This is a genomic window from Streptomyces bicolor (assembly GCF_000719285.1).
Classification (GTDB): domain Bacteria; phylum Actinomycetota; class Actinomycetes; order Streptomycetales; family Streptomycetaceae; genus Streptomyces; species Streptomyces bicolor.
Genome location: NZ_JOFS01000014.1, coordinates 1 through 16,807, shown reverse-complemented (window position 1 = coordinate 16,807; position 16,807 = coordinate 1). Strand labels below are relative to the sequence as shown.

General features: G+C 70.5%; 18 protein-coding genes. 8 read left to right on the top strand and 10 right to left on the bottom strand.

All coding sequences use genetic code 11. From position 1 onward, the window contains the following. Window positions 1-142 precede the first annotated feature (142 nt). The 3 genes from IF78_RS0119585 to IF78_RS0119575 all read right to left on the bottom strand — a co-directional run bounded on the left by IF78_RS0119585 (window position 143) and on the right by IF78_RS0119575 (window position 3,554). A complete protein-coding gene (locus IF78_RS0119585) occupies window positions 143-1,624 on the bottom strand; it encodes an ABC transporter permease (RefSeq protein WP_031483545.1) in 1,482 nt (493 codons plus the stop codon). 157 nt (window positions 1,625-1,781) lie between these two features. Continuing rightward, the gene (locus IF78_RS0119580) at window positions 1,782-3,032 is read right to left on the bottom strand and encodes a L,D-transpeptidase (protein ID WP_031483542.1); all 1,251 of its coding nucleotides are present in this window, start codon (window positions 3,030-3,032) and stop codon (window positions 1,782-1,784) included. A 225-nt stretch (window positions 3,033-3,257) separates the two neighbouring features. Then, a complete protein-coding gene (locus IF78_RS0119575) occupies window positions 3,258-3,554 on the bottom strand; it encodes a hypothetical protein (protein WP_037640821.1) in 297 nt (98 codons plus the stop codon). A 208-nt stretch (window positions 3,555-3,762) separates the two neighbouring features. Between IF78_RS0119575 and IF78_RS0119570 the strand changes: the two genes are divergently transcribed. Together IF78_RS0119570 and IF78_RS0119565 are read left to right on the top strand one after the other, a co-directional pair. Next, on the top strand, window positions 3,763-4,059 hold the full coding sequence (locus IF78_RS0119570; protein ID WP_031483539.1) for an LAETG motif-containing sortase-dependent surface protein: 297 nt from the start codon (window positions 3,763-3,765) through the stop codon (window positions 4,057-4,059). Window positions 4,060-4,101: 42 nt separating this feature from the next. Then, window positions 4,102-4,854, top strand: a complete 753-nt coding sequence (locus IF78_RS0119565) for a hypothetical protein (RefSeq protein ID WP_199921412.1) — start codon at window positions 4,102-4,104, stop codon at window positions 4,852-4,854. Between the two features lie 89 nt (window positions 4,855-4,943). Here IF78_RS0119565 and hutH read toward each other — a convergent pair whose 3' ends face one another. From hutH to IF78_RS0119550, 3 genes are all read right to left on the bottom strand, one after another. Then, window positions 4,944-6,482, bottom strand: a complete 1,539-nt coding sequence (gene hutH / locus IF78_RS0119560; RefSeq protein WP_031483535.1) for a histidine ammonia-lyase — start codon at window positions 6,480-6,482, stop codon at window positions 4,944-4,946. A 135-nt stretch (window positions 6,483-6,617) separates the two neighbouring features. Then, window positions 6,618-7,769 carry a GGDEF domain-containing protein gene (locus IF78_RS0119555; RefSeq protein ID WP_031483532.1) on the bottom strand — a complete coding sequence of 384 codons (1,152 nt, stop codon included), beginning with the start codon at window positions 7,767-7,769 and terminating at the stop codon, window positions 6,618-6,620. 83 nt (window positions 7,770-7,852) lie between these two features. Beyond that, a complete protein-coding gene (locus IF78_RS0119550; RefSeq protein WP_031483531.1) occupies window positions 7,853-8,662 on the bottom strand; it encodes an enoyl-CoA hydratase/isomerase family protein in 810 nt (269 codons plus the stop codon). Window positions 8,663-8,986: 324 nt separating this feature from the next. Here IF78_RS0119550 and IF78_RS0119540 point away from each other — a divergent pair, with 324 nt between their 5' ends. Next, window positions 8,987-9,625: a hypothetical protein gene (locus IF78_RS0119540; RefSeq protein WP_234439851.1), complete on the top strand. Its 639-nt coding sequence runs from the start codon at window positions 8,987-8,989 to the stop codon at window positions 9,623-9,625. A gap of 17 nt (window positions 9,626-9,642) precedes the next feature. Here IF78_RS0119540 and IF78_RS0119535 read toward each other — a convergent pair whose 3' ends face one another. Beyond that, a complete protein-coding gene (locus IF78_RS0119535; protein ID WP_031483524.1) occupies window positions 9,643-10,773 on the bottom strand; it encodes an adenylate/guanylate cyclase domain-containing protein in 1,131 nt (376 codons plus the stop codon). A 223-nt stretch (window positions 10,774-10,996) separates the two neighbouring features. Beyond that, entirely contained in the window at window positions 10,997-11,863 is an 867-nt protein-coding gene (locus IF78_RS0119530) for a biotin--[acetyl-CoA-carboxylase] ligase (RefSeq protein WP_031483522.1), read from the bottom strand. A gap of 110 nt (window positions 11,864-11,973) precedes the next feature. On the opposite strand from IF78_RS0119530, the gene IF78_RS0119525 reads away from it, so the two are divergent. Both IF78_RS0119525 and IF78_RS0119520 read left to right on the top strand, forming a co-directional pair. After that, the gene (locus IF78_RS0119525) at window positions 11,974-13,596 is read left to right on the top strand and encodes an acyl-CoA carboxylase subunit beta (RefSeq protein ID WP_031483520.1); all 1,623 of its coding nucleotides are present in this window, start codon (window positions 11,974-11,976) and stop codon (window positions 13,594-13,596) included. Window positions 13,597-13,613: 17 nt separating this feature from the next. Continuing rightward, window positions 13,614-13,823: an acyl-CoA carboxylase epsilon subunit gene (locus tag IF78_RS0119520; RefSeq protein WP_031483518.1), complete on the top strand. Its 210-nt coding sequence runs from the start codon at window positions 13,614-13,616 to the stop codon at window positions 13,821-13,823. On the opposite strand, the gene IF78_RS0119515 is transcribed toward IF78_RS0119520, so the two are convergent. Next, on the bottom strand, window positions 13,820-14,950 hold the full coding sequence (locus IF78_RS0119515) for an SGNH/GDSL hydrolase family protein (protein ID WP_031483516.1): 1,131 nt from the start codon (window positions 14,948-14,950) through the stop codon (window positions 13,820-13,822). The two genes, IF78_RS0119520 and IF78_RS0119515, sit on opposite strands and share 4 nt — an antisense overlap. 120 nt (window positions 14,951-15,070) lie before the next feature. On the opposite strand from IF78_RS0119515, the gene mmpB reads away from it, so the two are divergent. After that, window positions 15,071-15,199 carry a morphogenic membrane protein MmpB gene (gene mmpB / locus IF78_RS50445; RefSeq protein WP_093905041.1) on the top strand — a complete coding sequence of 43 codons (129 nt, stop codon included), beginning with the start codon at window positions 15,071-15,073 and terminating at the stop codon, window positions 15,197-15,199. 46 nt (window positions 15,200-15,245) lie between these two features. Further along, window positions 15,246-15,866: a Maf family protein gene (locus IF78_RS0119505; protein ID WP_031483514.1), complete on the top strand. Its 621-nt coding sequence runs from the start codon at window positions 15,246-15,248 to the stop codon at window positions 15,864-15,866. Here the strand turns inward: IF78_RS0119505 and IF78_RS0119500 are convergent. Next, window positions 15,835-16,335 (bottom strand): hypothetical protein, encoded by a 501-nt coding sequence (locus tag IF78_RS0119500; protein ID WP_031483511.1) that lies wholly within the window; start codon window positions 16,333-16,335, stop codon window positions 15,835-15,837. The two genes, IF78_RS0119505 and IF78_RS0119500, sit on opposite strands and share 32 nt — an antisense overlap. Window positions 16,336-16,710: 375 nt before the next feature. Here IF78_RS0119500 and IF78_RS46245 point away from each other — a divergent pair. Continuing rightward, window positions 16,711-16,807: biotin carboxylase N-terminal domain-containing protein (locus tag IF78_RS46245; protein WP_279617129.1), on the top strand; the 97-nt coding region annotated here is incomplete at its 3' end.

Here is a 16,807-nt window from a genome sequence, read left to right as displayed (position 1 = left end):
GGCTCTTCGGGGGGTGAATCGTTTGTGGCTGCGGGTGCGTGGGGGCTGGTCGCGCAGTTCCCCGCGCCTCTGAAAGGGCGTTGCAGTCCCGCCAGCTGCCATGGCCTGCCTGGCTGCGGGCAGTCGTGCCAGCCGACGTCGGTTACTCGACGCGCCGCAGCGCATCCGCCGGACGGAGCCGTGACGCCCGCCAGCCACCGAAGGCACCGGCGATCAGCCCACCCGTCACCGCCAGCCCCACCGCGAGCGCAACCGTCGTCAGACTGACCGGCGCCGTCAGCGCCACGTCCAGCGTCGTGCTCGAAGCCTGCCGCCCGGGACCGCCGCCGAAGCCGCTACCACCCGGACCGCCGCCCATACCGCCGCCACCGGTGCCACCCCCCAACTGCGCCTGCAGCGTCGGACTGATCGCCGTGACCACATACGCCCCCGCAAGCCCGACCGCGATCCCCAGCGCACCGCCCAGCAGCCCGTTGACGACCGCCTCCCCGACCACCTGCCGGGTCACCCGCCCCGACTTCCACCCCAGCGCCTTGAGCGTGCCGAACTCCCGCACGCGGCGGGACACAGCCGAGGAGGTGAGCAGCCCGGCGACCAGGAAGGCCGCCACGAGCACCGCGATCGACAGCCACTTGCCCACACTCGCCGCCAGCGAGGACGCCGTGGACAGCGAGCCGGACACCGTGTCCGCGAGATCCGCGGAGGTCGTCACCGTCGTACCGGAGATGTTCTTCTGGATGGTCGACTTGACGGAGTCGATCCGCTGGGAGTCGGTCGCCTTGACGTAGATCGTGGTGACCTTGTCCTTCGCATCGGCGAGCGTCTGCGCCTGCTTCAGCGGGATGTAGAGGTTGGCGGCCGCGTCCCCGCTGTCGGGCGTGGCGATGCCGATCACCTCGAACTTGGTGCCCTTGACGGTGACGGTCGAGCCGACCTTGAGCTTCTTCTCCTTGGCGTACGAGGTGTCGGCGACGACGACCTCGGCATTCGTCTCCGTCGTCTTGAACGTACGCCCGCTGGTGATCTTCGACGACGTCAGTGGACCGAGCGCCGGCTCGGTGACGTCGGTGCCGTAGACGGAGTAGTTGTTGACGTCGAAGTCGGCGCCGCCACCGCGCACTTCGCCCTGCGGCTGCCCGCTGCCGCCAGTGCCCTGCTGCCCGGGTCCACCGCCCTGCTGGCCCCCGCTGCTCTGGTCCTGCTGGAACTGCCCCCGTGTGAACTGCCCGCTGACCTTGATGACCTGCAGGCTCAGCCCGCCCACGGCGTCCGAGACCCCGCTCTGCGAGCCGACCTTGGTCACCGTGGAGGCGGACAGGGTCTGGAAGCCCTGGACCATGACGCGGTCGCTGGACTGCTCCTCGTCGGAGCCGTCCTCCTGCGCGTCGAACTGGAAGCGCGGGCGCTCGGAGCTGCTCGCCGCGGGCTCGGCGGCCTTGGTGACGGTCATGTCCGTGCCCAGGCCGTACAGGGACTGCAGGACCTTGTCCTGCGCCTTGCTCATGCCGGAGGACACGGAGTTGACCACGATGACCAGCGCGATGCCCAGCGCGAGTCCGGAGGCGACGACGAGGGCCGCCTTTCTGCGGCGGCGCAGCTCGCGCCTCAGGTAGGTGAAGAACATGCGCCGCAAGCTAGGGACGGCGCGTGATGACTGGATAAGGCCGAAATAAGAGATGGATGAGAAGGCTGAGACGGTCCCAGGAAACACCGATGCCGCCCCTGGGGGCGGCATCGGTCATCTGTGAGAGAGCTGTCGGGCGGCTGAGCGTCCAGGACCGTCAGACGGCCGAACCGGCCTTCCACTGCGCCCAGTCCATGTTCCAGCCGTTGAGGCCGTTGTCCGGCGCGATCGTCTTGTCGCCGGTGTTCTCGACGACCACGACGTCACCGACGATCGAGTTGTTGTAGAACCAGTAGCCCGCCGTGCCCTTGTCGTTGGCACCCTTGGTGTCGTTCAGGCCCACGCAGCCGTGGCTGGTGTTCACGCTGCCGAAGATGGAGTCGCTGCCCCAGTAGTTGCCGTGGATGAACGTGCCGGAGGTCGACAGGCGGATGGCGTGCGGCACGTCCTTGATGTCGTATTCACCCTTGCCGTCGTCGTCCGTGAAGCCCACGGTCGCGCCGTTCATGCGCGTCTCCTTGAACTTCTCGGACATCACCATGATGCCTTCGTAGGTCTTGTTCTCCGGCGAGCCGGCCGAGATCGGGATGGTCTTGACGGTCTTGCCGTCCTGCGTGACCTTCATCTGCTTGGTCTTCGCATCGACGTAACTGATCTGGTTGCGGCCGATCTTGAAGGTGACCGTCTTCTCCTGGACGCCGTAGACACCGTCGGCGCCCTCGACGCCGTCCAGCGCCATCTTCAGGGTGACGGTCGAGCCCTCCTGCCAGTACTCGTCGGGCCGGCAGTCCATGCGCTGGTCGTTGAACCAGTGGCAGACGACTTCCTGGCCGCTGGTCGTGGAGACGGTGATGCCCTTCTGGACGCCCGCCTTGTTGCTGATCGCCTTGTCGAAGTTGATCGACACGGGCATGCCGACGCCGACCGTGGAGCCGTCCTCCGGCGTGAAGTAGCCGAGGAAGCTGTTGTCCGGGGAGACGGTGGTGAAGGAGGCGTTCTCGTGGGCCTCCAGGCCCTTGGAGTCCTTCGCGGTCGCCGTGACCTTGTAGGTCGTGGAGCGCTCGAGCTGGGCGCTGGGCTTCCAGCTGGTCTTGTCGGCGGATATCTCGCCCTCGACGGCCGCGCCCTCGGCGGTCGTCATCGTCACCTCGGTGAGCGTGCCCTTGCTCACGGTGACGGCGGCGGAGTTGTTGATGGAGGCGTTGTCGGTGCCGTCCTCGGGCGTGATCTTGATCTGGGCCTCGGAGGTCTTCTTGGCGGCCGCCTCGTCGACCTTGGCCTGCGAGGTGTCGCCGTCGCCGCTTCCGGAGGCGTTGTCGCCGCCGCCGGAGCAGGCGGAGAGCACCAGGACACCGCCGAGCAGTGCGGACACGACCGCGAGGCCCTTGCGCCGCTTACTGTTCGTCATCACACGCTTCTCCATAGTTCCCGAATCCCAAAAACCCCGAGAGTCCCCGTCAAGAATCTTCAACGCTACGACCGGTTCATCCCGTTCCACATACCTGGTATGTGTGGGGCGCACCACGTCACATACGCCGTGACGGATGGTGCGGGTGTCGGCCAGTGCGCACCATGAGACGACGAAACCCCGGACGGCGGTTGCCGTCCGGGGTCACGTTTTCCCCAAGACGCCTCAGCCGACCCTGTTCGGCGCTTCGTCGTCGAAGTCCTCGTCGACATCATCGTCGTCGAAGTCCCACTCGGGCGAATCCGGATCGTGCTCGATGCGTTCGCTGGACCAGGAGGCCTGCGCGAGCTCGATCCCGGGTACCTCGCTGACCAGGTCGAATGGATCAACGAGATAGGCGAGGGCCTCCGCGGTGTCTTCCGTCACACTCCCCTCGGCATGGGCCCGTTCGTCGGCCGGCATGGTGCTGTCGCCGGCGATGCGCCGCAGCGCGGCCTTGGTCAGGGCGTCCTCGTCGTCCACCTCCAGGACGACTTCAACGCGAAGCCGGACAAACCGTGATGTTTCTGGATTGCTCATGCCCGGAGCGTACGGCTCATTTCCCCCGTGACTTTCCCGTGACCCGCGACTTTCACTAACATCGCCCCACACGGCCAATTCGCCAGCACCACAAGGGGATCGATATTCCGTGTCCGCCGCTCACCGATCGTCGTCCACCGCACGCCGATCGCTGCTGACCGCCACCGCCGCGGGGGCCCTGCTGGGCGCCCTGTGGTTCGTTCCCTCCGCGAACGCGACGGGCGACGAGCCGGCGAGAACGGAGCCTTCGGCGGCCCCCTCGGCACAGACCACCCAGCAGGCGCGGGCCGCTTCCGCGAGCTCCGACGACACCACCGGCGACGGCACCCGGCTCGCCGACACCGGAAGCTTCGACACCACGCCGTACATCGTCGGCGGGACCGTCTGCCTGGCGCTGGGCGCGGGCTTCGTCGCCTATTCGGTACGGCGGGAACGTCTCGGGTTCTGAAATCACTTGACGCCCTCTTGACCCGGGCTTCATAGTCCGCGCATGAAGAGATCATCGGGCGTGCGTGCAGCCGCCACGGTTGTCGTGAGCGCGCTGTCGCTCGCCCTTGTCACGGGTTGCGGCGGGGAGTCCGGCGGTGCTGACGCGAAGGCGCTCAGCTCCGCGGAGTTGAAGAAGGCCCTCATCGCCGAGGGCGATGTCGACGGGTACAAGGTCTCGACGGCCGAGGCCATGAAGATCCAGACCCCCAACACCGTGGACGAGAAGTGCAAGCCGCTCGTCCAGGTCATCACCGGCGACGCCCCGGCCGACGCGGCCGCCGAGGCGAAGACGGTGGCCACGCAGGAGAAGAAGCCCACCGACACCGCCTCCAAGTCCATTGAGGACTTGTCCGAGGGGGAGTTCGAGGACGCGTTCAACGAATCGTTGAGCGTCGACGTCACCGTCGTGGGGCTCTCGTCCTACGACGGCGACGGCGCCGAGAAGGCGTTCAAGTCCGTCTCCGACGCGGTGGAGAACTGCGCGGGCGGCTTCACCGCCGACGAGAAGAGCGACGACGGCAAGTTCACCGAGGTCGCCGCCGAGAAGGGCTCGGGCGCCGGCGACGAGTCGGTGGCGTTCGCGCTGACCTCGGACCTGGAGGACGGGGAGACCGGTCAGGCCCACGCCGAGGTCGTGCGCCACGGGAACACCGTCGCGACGTACTACACGATGAACATCGGCGCGTTGATGACGGGTAAGGCCTACACGGTCCCGGCCGCGGTGGTCGACGCCCAGGGCGCCAAGCTGAAGTAACGAACCGCCGGGGCCCTGTCCGCCGTACGACGCGAACCGCTCGTACGGCGGACGGGGCCTCCTTCCATGTCACCGAGGCGACACGGGCGTCACTGGAGCGGCCCGGTGACCTTCTCCGCCGCCGCCACCAACTCCCCGCCGCGCACGAACGCGTCGGCCGCGGCGAGGTCGGGGGCCAGGAACCGGTCGGGGCCGGGGCCCTGGACTCCGGCGGACCGTACGGCGTCGATGACCGCCTGCGAGGCCGGTGCCGGGGCGAGTCCCTCGCGCAGTTCGATGGCGCGGGTGGCGGCGTACAGCTCGACGGCGAGCACCCGGGTGAGGTTGTCGATCGCCGTACGGAGCTTGCGCGCGGCGGACCAGCCCATGGAGACGTGGTCCTCCTGCATGGCGGAGGACGGAATCGAGTCGGCGGACGCGGGAACGGCCAGCCGCTTCATCTCGCTCACCAGGGCGGCCTGGGTGTACTGGGCGATCATCAGCCCCGAGTCGACACCCGCGTCGTCGGCCAGGAACGGCGGCAGCCCGTGGCTGCGGTTCTTGTCGAGCAGCCGGTCGGTGCGGCGCTCGGCGATGGAGGCGAGGTCGGCGGCGGCGATGGCGAGGAAGTCGAGGACGTAGGCGACGGGCGCGCCATGGAAGTTGCCGTTGGACTCGACGCGCCCGTCGGGCAGTACGACGGGATTGTCGACGGCCGAGGCGAGCTCCCGCTCGGCGACCAGCCGCGCGTGCGCCATGGTGTCCCGCCCGGCACCGGCGACCTGAGGGGCACAGCGCACGGAGTAGGCATCCTGCACCCGGGGCGCGTCGTCCTGGTGGTGCCCGGTCAGCCCCGAACCCTTCAGCACGGCCAGCATGTTGGCGGCGGAGGCACCCTGCCCCGGGTGCGGCCGGATGGCGTGCAGCTCGGGCGCGAGGACCTTGTCCGTCCCGAGCAGGGCCTCGAGGCTGAGGGCCGCGGTGACGTCGGCGGACTTGTAGAGCATGTCGAGGTCGGCGAGGGCCATGACGAGCATCCCGAGCATGCCGTCGGTGCCGTTGAGGAGGGCGAGGCCCTCCTTCTCGCGCAGTTCGACGGCCGCGATGCCGTGCGCGGCGAGCAGTTCACCGGCGGGCCGCACGACCCCGTCGGGCCCCTCGGCGTCGCCCTCCCCCATGAGCGCGAGGGCGCAGTGCGAGAGGGGAGCGAGGTCGCCGGAGCAGCCGAGAGAGCCGTACTCGTGGACGACGGGGGTGATACCGGCGTTGAGAAGGTCGGCCATGGTCTGCGCGACCTCCGGCCGCACGCCCGTGTGCCCGGAGCAGACCGTCTTCAGGCGCAGGAACATCAGGGCCCGTACGACCTCCCGCTCCACGCGCGGCCCCATCCCCGCGGCGTGCGACCGGACGATGTTGCGCTGCAGCTGTGCCCGCAGTTCCTGGCTGATGTGCCGGGTCGCCAGGGCGCCGAACCCGGTGGAGACGCCGTACACGGGGTCGGGCTTGGCCGCCAGCGCGTCCACGATCTCGCGAGCCGCGCCCAGTGCCGCGACAGCCTCCACCGACAACTCGACCCGCGCCCCGCCCCGCGCCACGGCGAGCACGTCGGACGCGGTGACCCCGGAGGTCCCCACCACCACAGTGTGCATATCCATATTCAGGAGCGTACGCAGTGAAGACGAAGATGTCACTAGTGGGTGGGGGGTACACCCCTTACCACGCCGGACAGGGACGACGAGGCCGAGGACGAGGAAAGCCAAGGCCCGCTCCGGGTGCCGGCCGCCTCACGGCACACGCCCCCGGAACCGCCGCCGCTCCACGACCCCCTCCTCCCCGGACGGCTCCGCGTCGGCGAGCCGCAGCACCGGATCGTCCGGGCCCTCCCGCCCCGCCACAACGGCCCGGTCCGCCCGCACGGCCTTCGCCTGGTACTGCGCCGCATCGGCCAGCCGGAACAACCGCCGGGCGGACCGAACGGGCCCGACGGCGTCGTCGGTCGACGCCACCCCGCACGCGACCCCCTCGCCGAGCTCCAACTCAGCTGCCCGACGGCACAGTTCGTCGGCGGCCTTCACCACCTCGTCGACCGGCGACCCCACGGCGAGCAGGCAGAACTCGTCCCCGCCGAGCCGCGCGGCGAGCGCACCGGGCAGCATCGCCCCGCACAGCGACAACACCGACCCGAACCTCTCCAGCAGCCGGTCACCGACGGCGTGCCCCAGCGTGTCGTTGACCCGCTTGAGCCCATTGAGGTCACACACGACGAGGCTGACGACGACGCCGTGATCACGGTGCCGCTCGATGGCCTCCTCCAACCGCACATCCACCGCACGCCGATTGGCGAGCCCGGTCAGCGCGTCGGTGAACGCCAGCCGCCGCGCCTCCTCCAGCCGCTCGCTCTGCGCCATCCCGGCGGCCACGACGGACGCCAGCACGGTCGCGAAGTCGGCGTCGCCCCGGTCGAAGACGGGCGCACCGGCGGATCGGGCGACATACAGCTCCCCCCAGGCCCGACCGTTCAGCACGATCGGCGCGACGACACAGCACCCCCGCCCACGTCGCCGTAGAGCGGCGACCCGCTGATGGCAGTACCCGGGGTGCCCCGTGGCGGGACCGTCGGCGGTCTCCACCCAGGCGTTGGGCTCACCACCGGACGCCCACCGCTCGTGCAGGAACTCGGTGATCTCCGGAAACTGATGCACGGGATAGGCCTCGTCGCCCGGAAACTCCTCCTCCCCCCGTGCCCGGTCCCCCACGTTGACGAGCACCCGCAACCGCCCGAGCTCCCGCTCCCACACCGACAGCGCGGCAAAGCTCCCGGCCAACGCCCGACACGCCCCGAGCGCCGCCGCCCGCCAGGACTCACGCGGGGTGTGCGCCGCCGCCATCCCCTGCGCCAGCGCCACCACGGCCGCGAGCCGTCTGTCCTCACCCATCACTCCAGGCTAGGAGGTTTAGGGCGAACTAGGACATTGATACGGCGGTGGAGTGACGGACGGCCACCCGACCACCCTCCCACCTACTCCCCCGGCCACTCCGGCTTCCGCTTCTCGTTGAACGCCGCCACCCCTTCCGCCCGGTCCCCCGAGAACGCCACCGCCCGCCACGCCGCGTCTTCGACCTCCAGCCCGGCCCGCAGATCCAGCCCCTGCCCCAGCCGCAACGCCCGCTTGGCCGCCCGCAACCCCACCGGCGAGTTCCCCGCGATCCGGGCGCCCAGCGCCAGCGCCTCCTCCCGGTCCCGCCCCTCGTCCACCAGCTCGTCCACCAGCCCCAGCTCCCGAGCCTCGACGGCCTCGACCCGCCGCGCCGTGAAGATCAGCTCCGCCGCCCGGGCGGCCCCCACCCGCCGCGGCAGCAACTGCGTCCCGCCACCGCCGGGAATGACCCCGACCGACACCTCCGGCAGCCCCACCACAGCCGTACGGTCGGCCACGATCACATCGCAGGCCAACGCCAGCTCGAAGCCACCGCCCAGCGCGAAGCCGTGCACCGCCGCGATCGTCGGCACCGGCAACTCGAGCACCCCGGTGTACGCCCCCCGCGCCACCGGCCGCTGCCGTACCAACTCCGCGTCACTGAAGGAATTCCGCTCCTTCAGATCCGCCCCGACACAGAACGCCCGCTCATGCGTCGAGGTCAGCACCACCACCCGTACGTCACGGTCCGCGCCCAGCGCCGCACACGCCCCCGCGATCGACCGGGCCATCTCCGTCGAGACGGCGTTCATGGCCTTGGGCCGGTCGAGGACGAGCTCCGCGACATGCCCGACACCCCCGTCGCCGTGTCGCCGCACCAGCACGAACTCCCCGTACCGCTCCTCACTCATGACGCCCTCCGGTTAACGCGGGTTAACAACACTCGCCCCGATCATCGCAGCCGTACCCCGCCGGGGAAAGGCCCGCCGCGAGCGGTTCCCGGGTCGAGGCCCGACACCCCGTTCGAGTGACATGCCACCCAAGTCCCGCCGCACCGTCACGGACAGCGCATAACGTGCGCGACACCACGGCGCATTGGGGGCGCGAGCGCATGGGGAGGGGTAACGATGGGCGGTACGGCGAACGGGTCGAGGGCGAGCGCTACGGGGAACGAGCCGACGGCGAGCGGCACGGTGAACGGGGCAAGGGCGAGCGGCACGGGGAACGAGTCGAGGGTGAGCGGCACGGGGAACGAGTCGAGGGTGAGCGGCACGACGCCCCCTACCGGAGCCACGGAGCCGTCACCGGAAACCGAGGCGAACGAGGCGTACGCCTCCACCGCCCGTCTCTTCGGCCCCCGCGGCCGTCACCGCCGCCCCCGCCCCCGCAAGGCCCTCCTCGCGGCCGGCGGCCTCGCCCTGGCCGCCGGCGCCCTGAGCCTCGTACGCCTGACCCCCGACTCCGACGTCACCGGCCTCGGCACGCCGCAGACCGACCCCGCCTCGGACCCGATCAGCGCCCCGGAGCACGCGAACAACGCCGCCGCCACGGTCCCGACGACAGCCCCGAAGCCGAGCCCGTCAACGACCCACGTCATGGGCGGCCAGGGCGCGACACCGACGACGGCCACGATCGTCGTACCGACCGCGAACACCGGGGCTACGCCGCGGCCGGACAGGACAGCAGGCCAGACCCCTGCGCCTCACCGACCCGCGCCGACCAGCCAGGCACCCGACCCGGCTCCAACCCGGCCCCCGACTCAGCCCCCGGGCCGGCCCACCCCGAACCCCCCGGCCCCACAACCGGATCAGCCGACCGACGACGGCGTGTGCGTCCCGGTCATCGGCCTGTGCGTCGATCCCCTGAACAACTGACGGCACCGCAACGCCGCTCACTCGCCCCCGGCGGACGCCCTCCGCGTCAAAAGCCACGGCTCGACAACGCCGAGCCCTCGCACCGGCCGCTGCCACATCGGCTGCAACGCAAACCGGTACACCGGCGGCTCCTCCCCCTCCTTCTCGGCGGCAGCAGCCGCTTCCGCCGCCTCCGCCTCCGACGCCGGCGCTTCACCCGTTCGGACGAGCTCCTCCGCGAACGCGCTGTCGACGAGAACGGCGTCACGCGGAGCTATCGACGTCAGCCGGGAGGCAAGGTTCACGGTCGTACCGAAGACATCGCCCATTCGAGTGGTCACCGTGCCGAACGCGATGCCGACGCGCAGCTCGGGCATCGTCTCGTCGTTGGCCATGGTCTCGATGAGGCGAAGGGCGATCTCCGCGGCGACCCCGGCGTCGTCGGCCGCGTACAGAACCTCGTCACCCAGGGTCTTGATCAGCCGTCCGCCGCGCGCCGCCACCAGGTCGGCCGCGGTGGTCTCGAAGGCCTCGACGAGCTCGCCGAGTTCCTCCTCCTCCATACGGCGGGTCAGCCGCGTGAAGCCGACCAGGTCGGCGAAGCCCACGGCCAGGCGCCGGTCGACCATCTCCTCGTCGTCGGCGGCCTGGATGACCCGGCCCGCCGAGGCGGCGAGCTGACGCCGCCAGACGTAGACGAGGAACTCCTCCAGCTCGGGCAGGAGCAGTTCGATGATCGGGTACGTCACCTCGGTCCGTGTCATCCCCGGCTCGGGCGGCTCGGTCAGCCCCTCCAGGAACGAGTCGATCTGCCACTCGGCCAGCCGGGCGGTGGTCTGCCCGGTGGACCGGGCCACCTGCACGGCCATGGCCTCGCTGAGCAGCCCCGCCTCGACGAGACCGGCGAGACGTCTGAGCGCCAGTACGTCGGCCTCGGTCAGCGCCTTCGCCTGCCCGATGTCGGCGAACCCCATGGCCCGCCAGAACCGGGACGCCAGCTCCATGGAGACACCGGCGCTACGGGCCGCCTGAAACGGGGTGTAGCGCCGCTCGGCGCCGAGGATGAGCTGTTCCAGGCGGAGGGCGAGCGGATCCTCGCCGGGGTCGGCGGCGTGGGGGTCCACCCGGCCGTCCGCGCCCGCGCCGGAGCCCGAATCGTCGACGGTCACGCCTGCTGCCCTTCCGATCTGCCGCGGTCAGTACTCGACCGGCCTTCACTGTACGGCAGGTGTGCGCCAGCTCACTCCGTTAGGTTGAGCCGACGGTTCCAGTGGCCGCCTGCTGGTGGGGCGCCCGGCGTGCGGGCCGGCCTGGCTGGGGGCTGCCGCCCCCAGACCCCCGCTTCGGCCCCGAAAGGGCCTCGTCCTCAAACGCCGGACGGGCTGATATTCCTCACGCCAACCGCAGGTGCACGATGTCCCCCGCCCCCACCGGCTCCTGTACCCCTTCCTCCGTCGCGATCACCAACCGCCCGTCCCCGTCGATCGCGACCGCCTCGCCCGTGATCGCCCGATCCCCCGGCAACTCGGCCCGCACCACCCTCCCCAACGTCGCGCACCCCGCCGCATACGCCTCCTGCAGCCCGCTCACCACCGGATCCCCCGCCGCGGCCCGCCACCGCCCGTACCACTCCTCCAGCGACCGCAGCACCGCCCGCAGCAACGGATCCCGGTCCGTGCTCACCGCCCCGGCCAGCGCCAGCGACCCCGCCTGGGGCACCGGCAGCTCATCCTCACGCAACGTGACGTTGATGCCGACGCCGATGACCACCCCGGCGCTCCCGGCCCGCTCCGCGAGGATCCCGCCGGCCTTGCGTTCCTCGCCGCCCACGGTCACCAGCAGGTCGTTCGGCCACTTGAGTGCCGTGTCCACGCCCGCCGCCCGCGACAGCCCGGTCGCGACGGCGACGCCCGTGAGCAGCGGCAGCCACCCCCACCGGGCCACCGGCACCGGCACCCCGGCGGGATTCAGCAGCACGGAGAAGAACAGCCCCGAGCGGGGCGGAGCCGACCACTGCCGGTCGAGGCGGCCCTTGCCGGCCGTCTGCTCCTCGGCGACCAGGACCGCGCCCTCCTCCGCCTTGCCCTCGGTGGCCAGGGCCACGAGGTCCGTGTTGGTGGAGCCGGTGCTCCGCACCACGTCCACGTCGCACCACAACCCGCCCTCCCGTACGAGCCCGCGCCGCAGTGCGGCGGCGTTGAGCGGCGGACGGTCCAGGTCGGACCAGCGGCTGTCGTCTGATGCATCTCGCGGCGTCATGCAAGCCACCCTAGGTGTGGCAAACGCCGCACTGCTGTTTCGTAGGCACCCCACTACGCTACGGATGAGTAACCGTCCCCCCTTTTGAGCAGGCAGGGAGCGCCATCCCGATGTCCGAGCCGGAAGAGCGTCACGAGATCCAAGAGCCCCAAGGGATCGACATCCACACCACCGCGGGCAAGCTCGCGGATCTCCAGCGCCGTATCGAGGAAGCGACGCACGCCGGCTCCGCACGCGCCGTCGAAAAGCAGCACGCCAAGGGCAAGTTGACGGCCCGTGAGCGCGTCGAGCTGCTCCTCGACGAGGGGTCGTTCGTCGAGCTCGACGAGTTCGCGCGGCACCGCTCCACCAACTTCGGGCTGGAGAAGAACCGCCCGTACGGGGACGGGGTCGTCACCGGGTACGGGACCGTCGACGGCCGTCCGGTGGCCGTGTTCTCGCAGGACTTCACCGTGTTCGGCGGTGCGCTGGGCGAGGTCTACGGCCAGAAGATCGTCAAGGTCATGGACTTCGCGCTGAAGACCGGCTGCCCGGTCATCGGCATCAACGACTCCGGCGGCGCCCGCATCCAGGAGGGTGTGGCCTCGCTGGGCGCGTACGGCGAGATCTTCCGCCGCAACACCCATGCGTCCGGGGTCATCCCGCAGATCAGCCTGGTCGTGGGGCCCTGTGCGGGTGGCGCGGTCTACTCCCCCGCCATCACCGACTTCACGGTCATGGTCGACCAGACCTCGCACATGTTCATCACCGGCCCGGACGTCATCAAGACCGTCACCGGCGAGGACGTCGGCTTCGAGGAGCTGGGCGGCGCCCGCACCCACAACTCGGCCTCCGGCGTGGCCCACCACATGGCCGGTGACGAGAAGGACGCCATCGAGTACGTCAAGCAGCTGCTGTCGTACCTGCCGTCCAACAACCTCTCCGAGCCCCCGGCCTTCCCGGAAGAGGCGGACCTCTCCGTCACCGACGAGGACCGCGAGCTGGACACGATCGTGCCGGACAGCGCGAACCAGCCGTACGACATGCACGCGGTGATCGAACACGTCCTGGACGACGCCGAGTTCTTCGAGACGCAGCCGCTGTTCGCGCCGAACATCATCACCGGGTTCGGGCGGGTCGAGGGCCGTCCGGTCGGCATCGTCGCCAACCAGCCGATGCAGTTCGCCGGCTGCCTCGACATCGACGCGAGCGAGAAGGCAGCGCGGTTCGTGCGCACCTGCGACGCCTTCAACGTCCCGGTCATCACCTTCGTCGACGTCCCCGGCTTCCTTCCGGGCGTCGACCAGGAGCACACCGGCATCATCCGGCGCGGCGCCAAGCTGATCTACGCCTACGCCGAGGCGACGGTCCCGCTCATCACGGTCATCACCCGCAAGGCCTTCGGCGGCGCCTACGACGTCATGGGCTCCAAGCACCTGGGTGCCGATCTCAACCTCGCCTGGCCGACCGCCCAGATCGCCGTCATGGGCGCCCAGGGCGCCGTCAACATCCTGCACCGCCGGACCATCGCTGAAGCGGAGGCAAACGGTGAGGACCTGGAGGCGGTGCGCGCCCGGCTGATCCAGGAGTACGAGGACACCCTCCTCAACCCCTACGTCGCGGCCGAGCGCGGCTACATCGACGCGGTGATCATGCCGTCCGACACCCGCCTGCACGTCGTACGCGGCCTGCGTCAGCTGCGTACCAAGCGGGAATCCCTGCCCCCGAAGAAGCACGGCAACATCCCCCTCTAGGCCTGCTGGGAGCCGTCATGAACATCAAGGTCCTACGGGGCAACCCGACACCCGAGGAGCTGGCCGCCGCACTGGCGGTGGTCCGCGCCCGCGCCGCGGCGGCCAGCGCCCTCCCGCCCGGCGCACCGACCCCGCGCGACTCCTGGGCGGACCCGGCCCGCATCGCGGCCCAGAGGGTGCCGCAGCCGGGGCCGACGACGTGGGCGCGTACGTACTGGCCCGCTTAGAGGAGCGTTGACACGACTTCGGCCATCACCTCGTACCCGGCATCGTTCGGGTGCAGGTGGTCGCCGAAGTCGTACGACGGCCGCAGCCGGTCCGGGTCCGCCGGATCGGCCAGCGCCCGGTTCAGGTCCACCACCGCGTCGTACGCCCCCGAGCAGCGAATCCACTCGTTCAGCTCGTGGCTCACCTTGGCCGCGTGCTCACCCCAGTGGTCCGAGCCCCCGAACGGCAGCAGAGTCGCCCCGATCACCCGCAGTCCCGCCGCCCTGCCCTGCCGTATCAACTCCCGGTGCCCGGCGATGAGTTCCTCCGCCTCCACCACCGGCGCCGGTTTGTAGGTCGGCTGCTCGTCCGTCTCGCTGAAGCCGATGTCGTTCAGACCGAGCAGCACGACGAGCGCGTCCACGCCGGGCCGGTCGAGGACGTCCCGGCGCAACCGCCGGACACCCCGCTCGCCGTACCACGCCGAGTCGTTGAGCAGCAGGTTCCCGCCGATACCGGCGTTGAGCACCGGCCGTCCCGTGCGCCCGGCGAGCGCGTCCGACCAGCGACGGTTCGCGCCCGGCGTCGAGCCGAACCCGTCCGTGATGGAGTCGCCGAAGAGGGCGACGGCGTCCGCGCGGCCGGAGTCGACCTCCACGGCCGACAGGAAGTACCAGGACTCGGTCGTCGCGTCGAAGCCCTCGCCGCCGGGGTCCGCCGACAGGTCGCCCTCGCCCCGGTGGCTGGTCGTGAAGGCCTGTGCGTGGAAGGTCGCGGGGCCGGTCGTGGCGTCGAAGTACAGAGTCACGGTCAGGGACTGCCCGGCGGCGACGGCGAGGGGGACGTCATCGCTGACCAACTCCCCGCGCGCCGGTATCGCCGCCGCACCGGCACCCCCGAAGGTGAGCCCCGTGAGCGACCCCGGCGCCACACGGGCCCCGGCGGCCGTAAGCCCCACGCTCGCCCGCACGACCCGCACGGGCGAGGTGCCGTACGCGTTGGAGAGCCGCACCCGCACCCGGTCACCCCCCGCCGCCAGCCGTACGACCTGCCGCAGTGACTGGCGCCAGAAGCCCTCGCGGGACCAGTTCGGCGTGAAGCCCTCGCTGGGCAGCTGAGGTGACGCGATCCAGGAAGCGATGAACATGATGCATCCTCCAAACGGAACCGAAGGCCCATTAGCTAATGGCACGCTAGCACCGTTTGGAGGGAAGTTGAGTACGCGTACTCAGGCGCCGCACCGGACCGCCGACGGACGATGGAAGGCATGCTGTGGTCCGACCCCGAGAACGAGCCGCCCAAGGAACTGCGTGACATGCAGGAGATGTTGCGGCGGCTGGGCGTTCTCATGGCGCTGGCCATGGTGCTCACGATGATCGTGCTCGGGCTGTGGTGAGTCCGGCCGTGGTGAGCCCCGGCGGGCGCGCCGATACGCTGACCGCATGACTGATCAGCCCCGCCGCCGGCTCGTCCTCGCCTCCCAGTCCCCCGCCAGGCTCAACCTGCTGCGCCAGGCCGGACTCGACCCCGAGGTCATCGTGAGCGGCGTCGACGAGGACGCCGTCACCGCGCCCACGCCCGCCGAGCTCGCGCTGGCCCTGGCCGAGGCGAAGGCCTCCGTCGTGGCGGCGAAGCCCGAGGTCAAGGGCGCGATCGTGATCGGCTGCGACTCGGTCCTCGACCTGGACGGCGAGGCCCTGGGCAAGCCGGCCGACGCCGAGGAGGCCACGGCCCGCTGGAAGTCGATGCGCGGCCGGGCGGGCACACTCCAGACCGGCCACTGCGTCTACGACACCGTCACCGGCCGGTACACCTCCGCCACCGCCTCCACGGTCGTCCGCTTCGGCGAGCCGACCGACGAGGAGATCGCGGCGTACGTGGCCTCCGGTGAACCCCTCTACGTCGCCGGGGCGTTCACCCTCGACGGCCGCTCGGCCCCGTTCATCGACGGCATCGACGGCGACCACGGAAATGTGATCGGCATCAGCCTGCCGCTGGTGCGCCGGCTGCTCGGCCAACTGGGCATCGGCATCACGGAGTTGTGGGCGCCGGCGGAGGGCTGACCGGGGAGCCCCCGGCCGGGGAGCCGTCGTCGCCCCGATCCCCGTCGGGAACGGCGTCGGTGGGCTCCTCGGGCGCGCCCTGGGCGTCGTACGTCATGAGCAGCAGCACTATCAGGGCGAGCACGACCATCATGAACAGGAACGCCGTCCAGCCCACCAGCCCCCAGACGAACGCGCCCAGCAGCCCGTGCACCACGGCCGCGCTGATCAGCAGGATGCGCCCCAGGCCGGCCGGGGCGCGGTTGCGCACGCCGACGAGCAGCGCGACCAGGCCGCACAGCGCGAAGTAGGCGCCGAAGACCAGGCCGCCGATCTTCGACGACATCGACATCACGTCCGGGTCCAGCCCCGCCAGGGACATGTCCTGACCGTCGACGACATTCCCGAGGAGCCAGTTCAGCCCCGCGATGCCGAGCGCCTCGACGAAGAGCACGAGCGCCAACACCCACGCCACCGGCCTGCGCACCACCGGCCCCCACCCACCTTCGGCCGCCGCCCGAGCCGGGCGCCGGTTACCCCTAGTACGTTCGAGACATCGCGAACGCTACTAACGGGTAAACCCCGGGACAAGGGTTCGGGCAGGGGCAAAGAATCATTGGGCCATTCGTAGGGATTCCACAAAGAAACCAAGTGGCCCGCAGCACGTGATGACAGAGACCTTGACCACAGCGGAGGGCTAGGGTTTTCCGGGAGAGACCTGCGTGCCGAGGCGCGACATGGGATTTCGCAGGTGGAGCGAGCCTGGAATCACGCTCCGTGTGGGCAAGCTCACCACCGGGGACGGGTCGATGTGGCGTGTCGGCAGTCCCTAAACTCGGCTTGTTTCAAGGAGGGAGCCTCAATCGTGCGCAAGGTGCTCATCGCCAACCGTGGCGAAATCGCTGTCCGCGTGGCCCGGGCCTGCCGGGATGCCGGCATCGCGAGCGTGGCCGTCTACGCCG

Bases quoted from the DNA above. Each gene is read 5' to 3' on its own strand.
- IF78_RS0119585 (WP_031483545.1), bottom strand. From the start codon at position 1,624: ATGTTCTTCACCTACCTGAGGCGCGAGCTGCGCCGCCGCAGAAAGGCG.
- IF78_RS0119580 (WP_031483542.1), bottom strand. From the start codon at position 3,032: ATGACGAACAGTAAGCGGCGCAAGGGCCTCGCGGTCGTGTCCGCACTG.
- IF78_RS0119565 (WP_199921412.1), top strand. From the start codon at position 4,102: ATGAAGAGATCATCGGGCGTGCGTGCAGCCGCCACGGTTGTCGTGAGC.
- hutH (WP_031483535.1), bottom strand. From the start codon at position 6,482: ATGCACACTGTGGTGGTGGGGACCTCCGGGGTCACCGCGTCCGACGTG.
- IF78_RS0119555 (WP_031483532.1), bottom strand. From the start codon at position 7,769: ATGGGTGAGGACAGACGGCTCGCGGCCGTGGTGGCGCTGGCGCAGGGG.
- IF78_RS0119550 (WP_031483531.1), bottom strand. From the start codon at position 8,662: ATGAGTGAGGAGCGGTACGGGGAGTTCGTGCTGGTGCGGCGACACGGC.
- IF78_RS0119530 (WP_031483522.1), bottom strand. From the start codon at position 11,863: ATGACGCCGCGAGATGCATCAGACGACAGCCGCTGGTCCGACCTGGAC.
- IF78_RS0119525 (WP_031483520.1), top strand. From the start codon at position 11,974: ATGTCCGAGCCGGAAGAGCGTCACGAGATCCAAGAGCCCCAAGGGATC.
- IF78_RS0119520 (WP_031483518.1), top strand. From the start codon at position 13,614: ATGAACATCAAGGTCCTACGGGGCAACCCGACACCCGAGGAGCTGGCC.
- IF78_RS0119515 (WP_031483516.1), bottom strand. From the start codon at position 14,950: ATGTTCATCGCTTCCTGGATCGCGTCACCTCAGCTGCCCAGCGAGGGC.
- mmpB (WP_093905041.1), top strand. From the start codon at position 15,071: ATGCTGTGGTCCGACCCCGAGAACGAGCCGCCCAAGGAACTGCGTGAC.
- IF78_RS0119505 (WP_031483514.1), top strand. From the start codon at position 15,246: ATGACTGATCAGCCCCGCCGCCGGCTCGTCCTCGCCTCCCAGTCCCCC.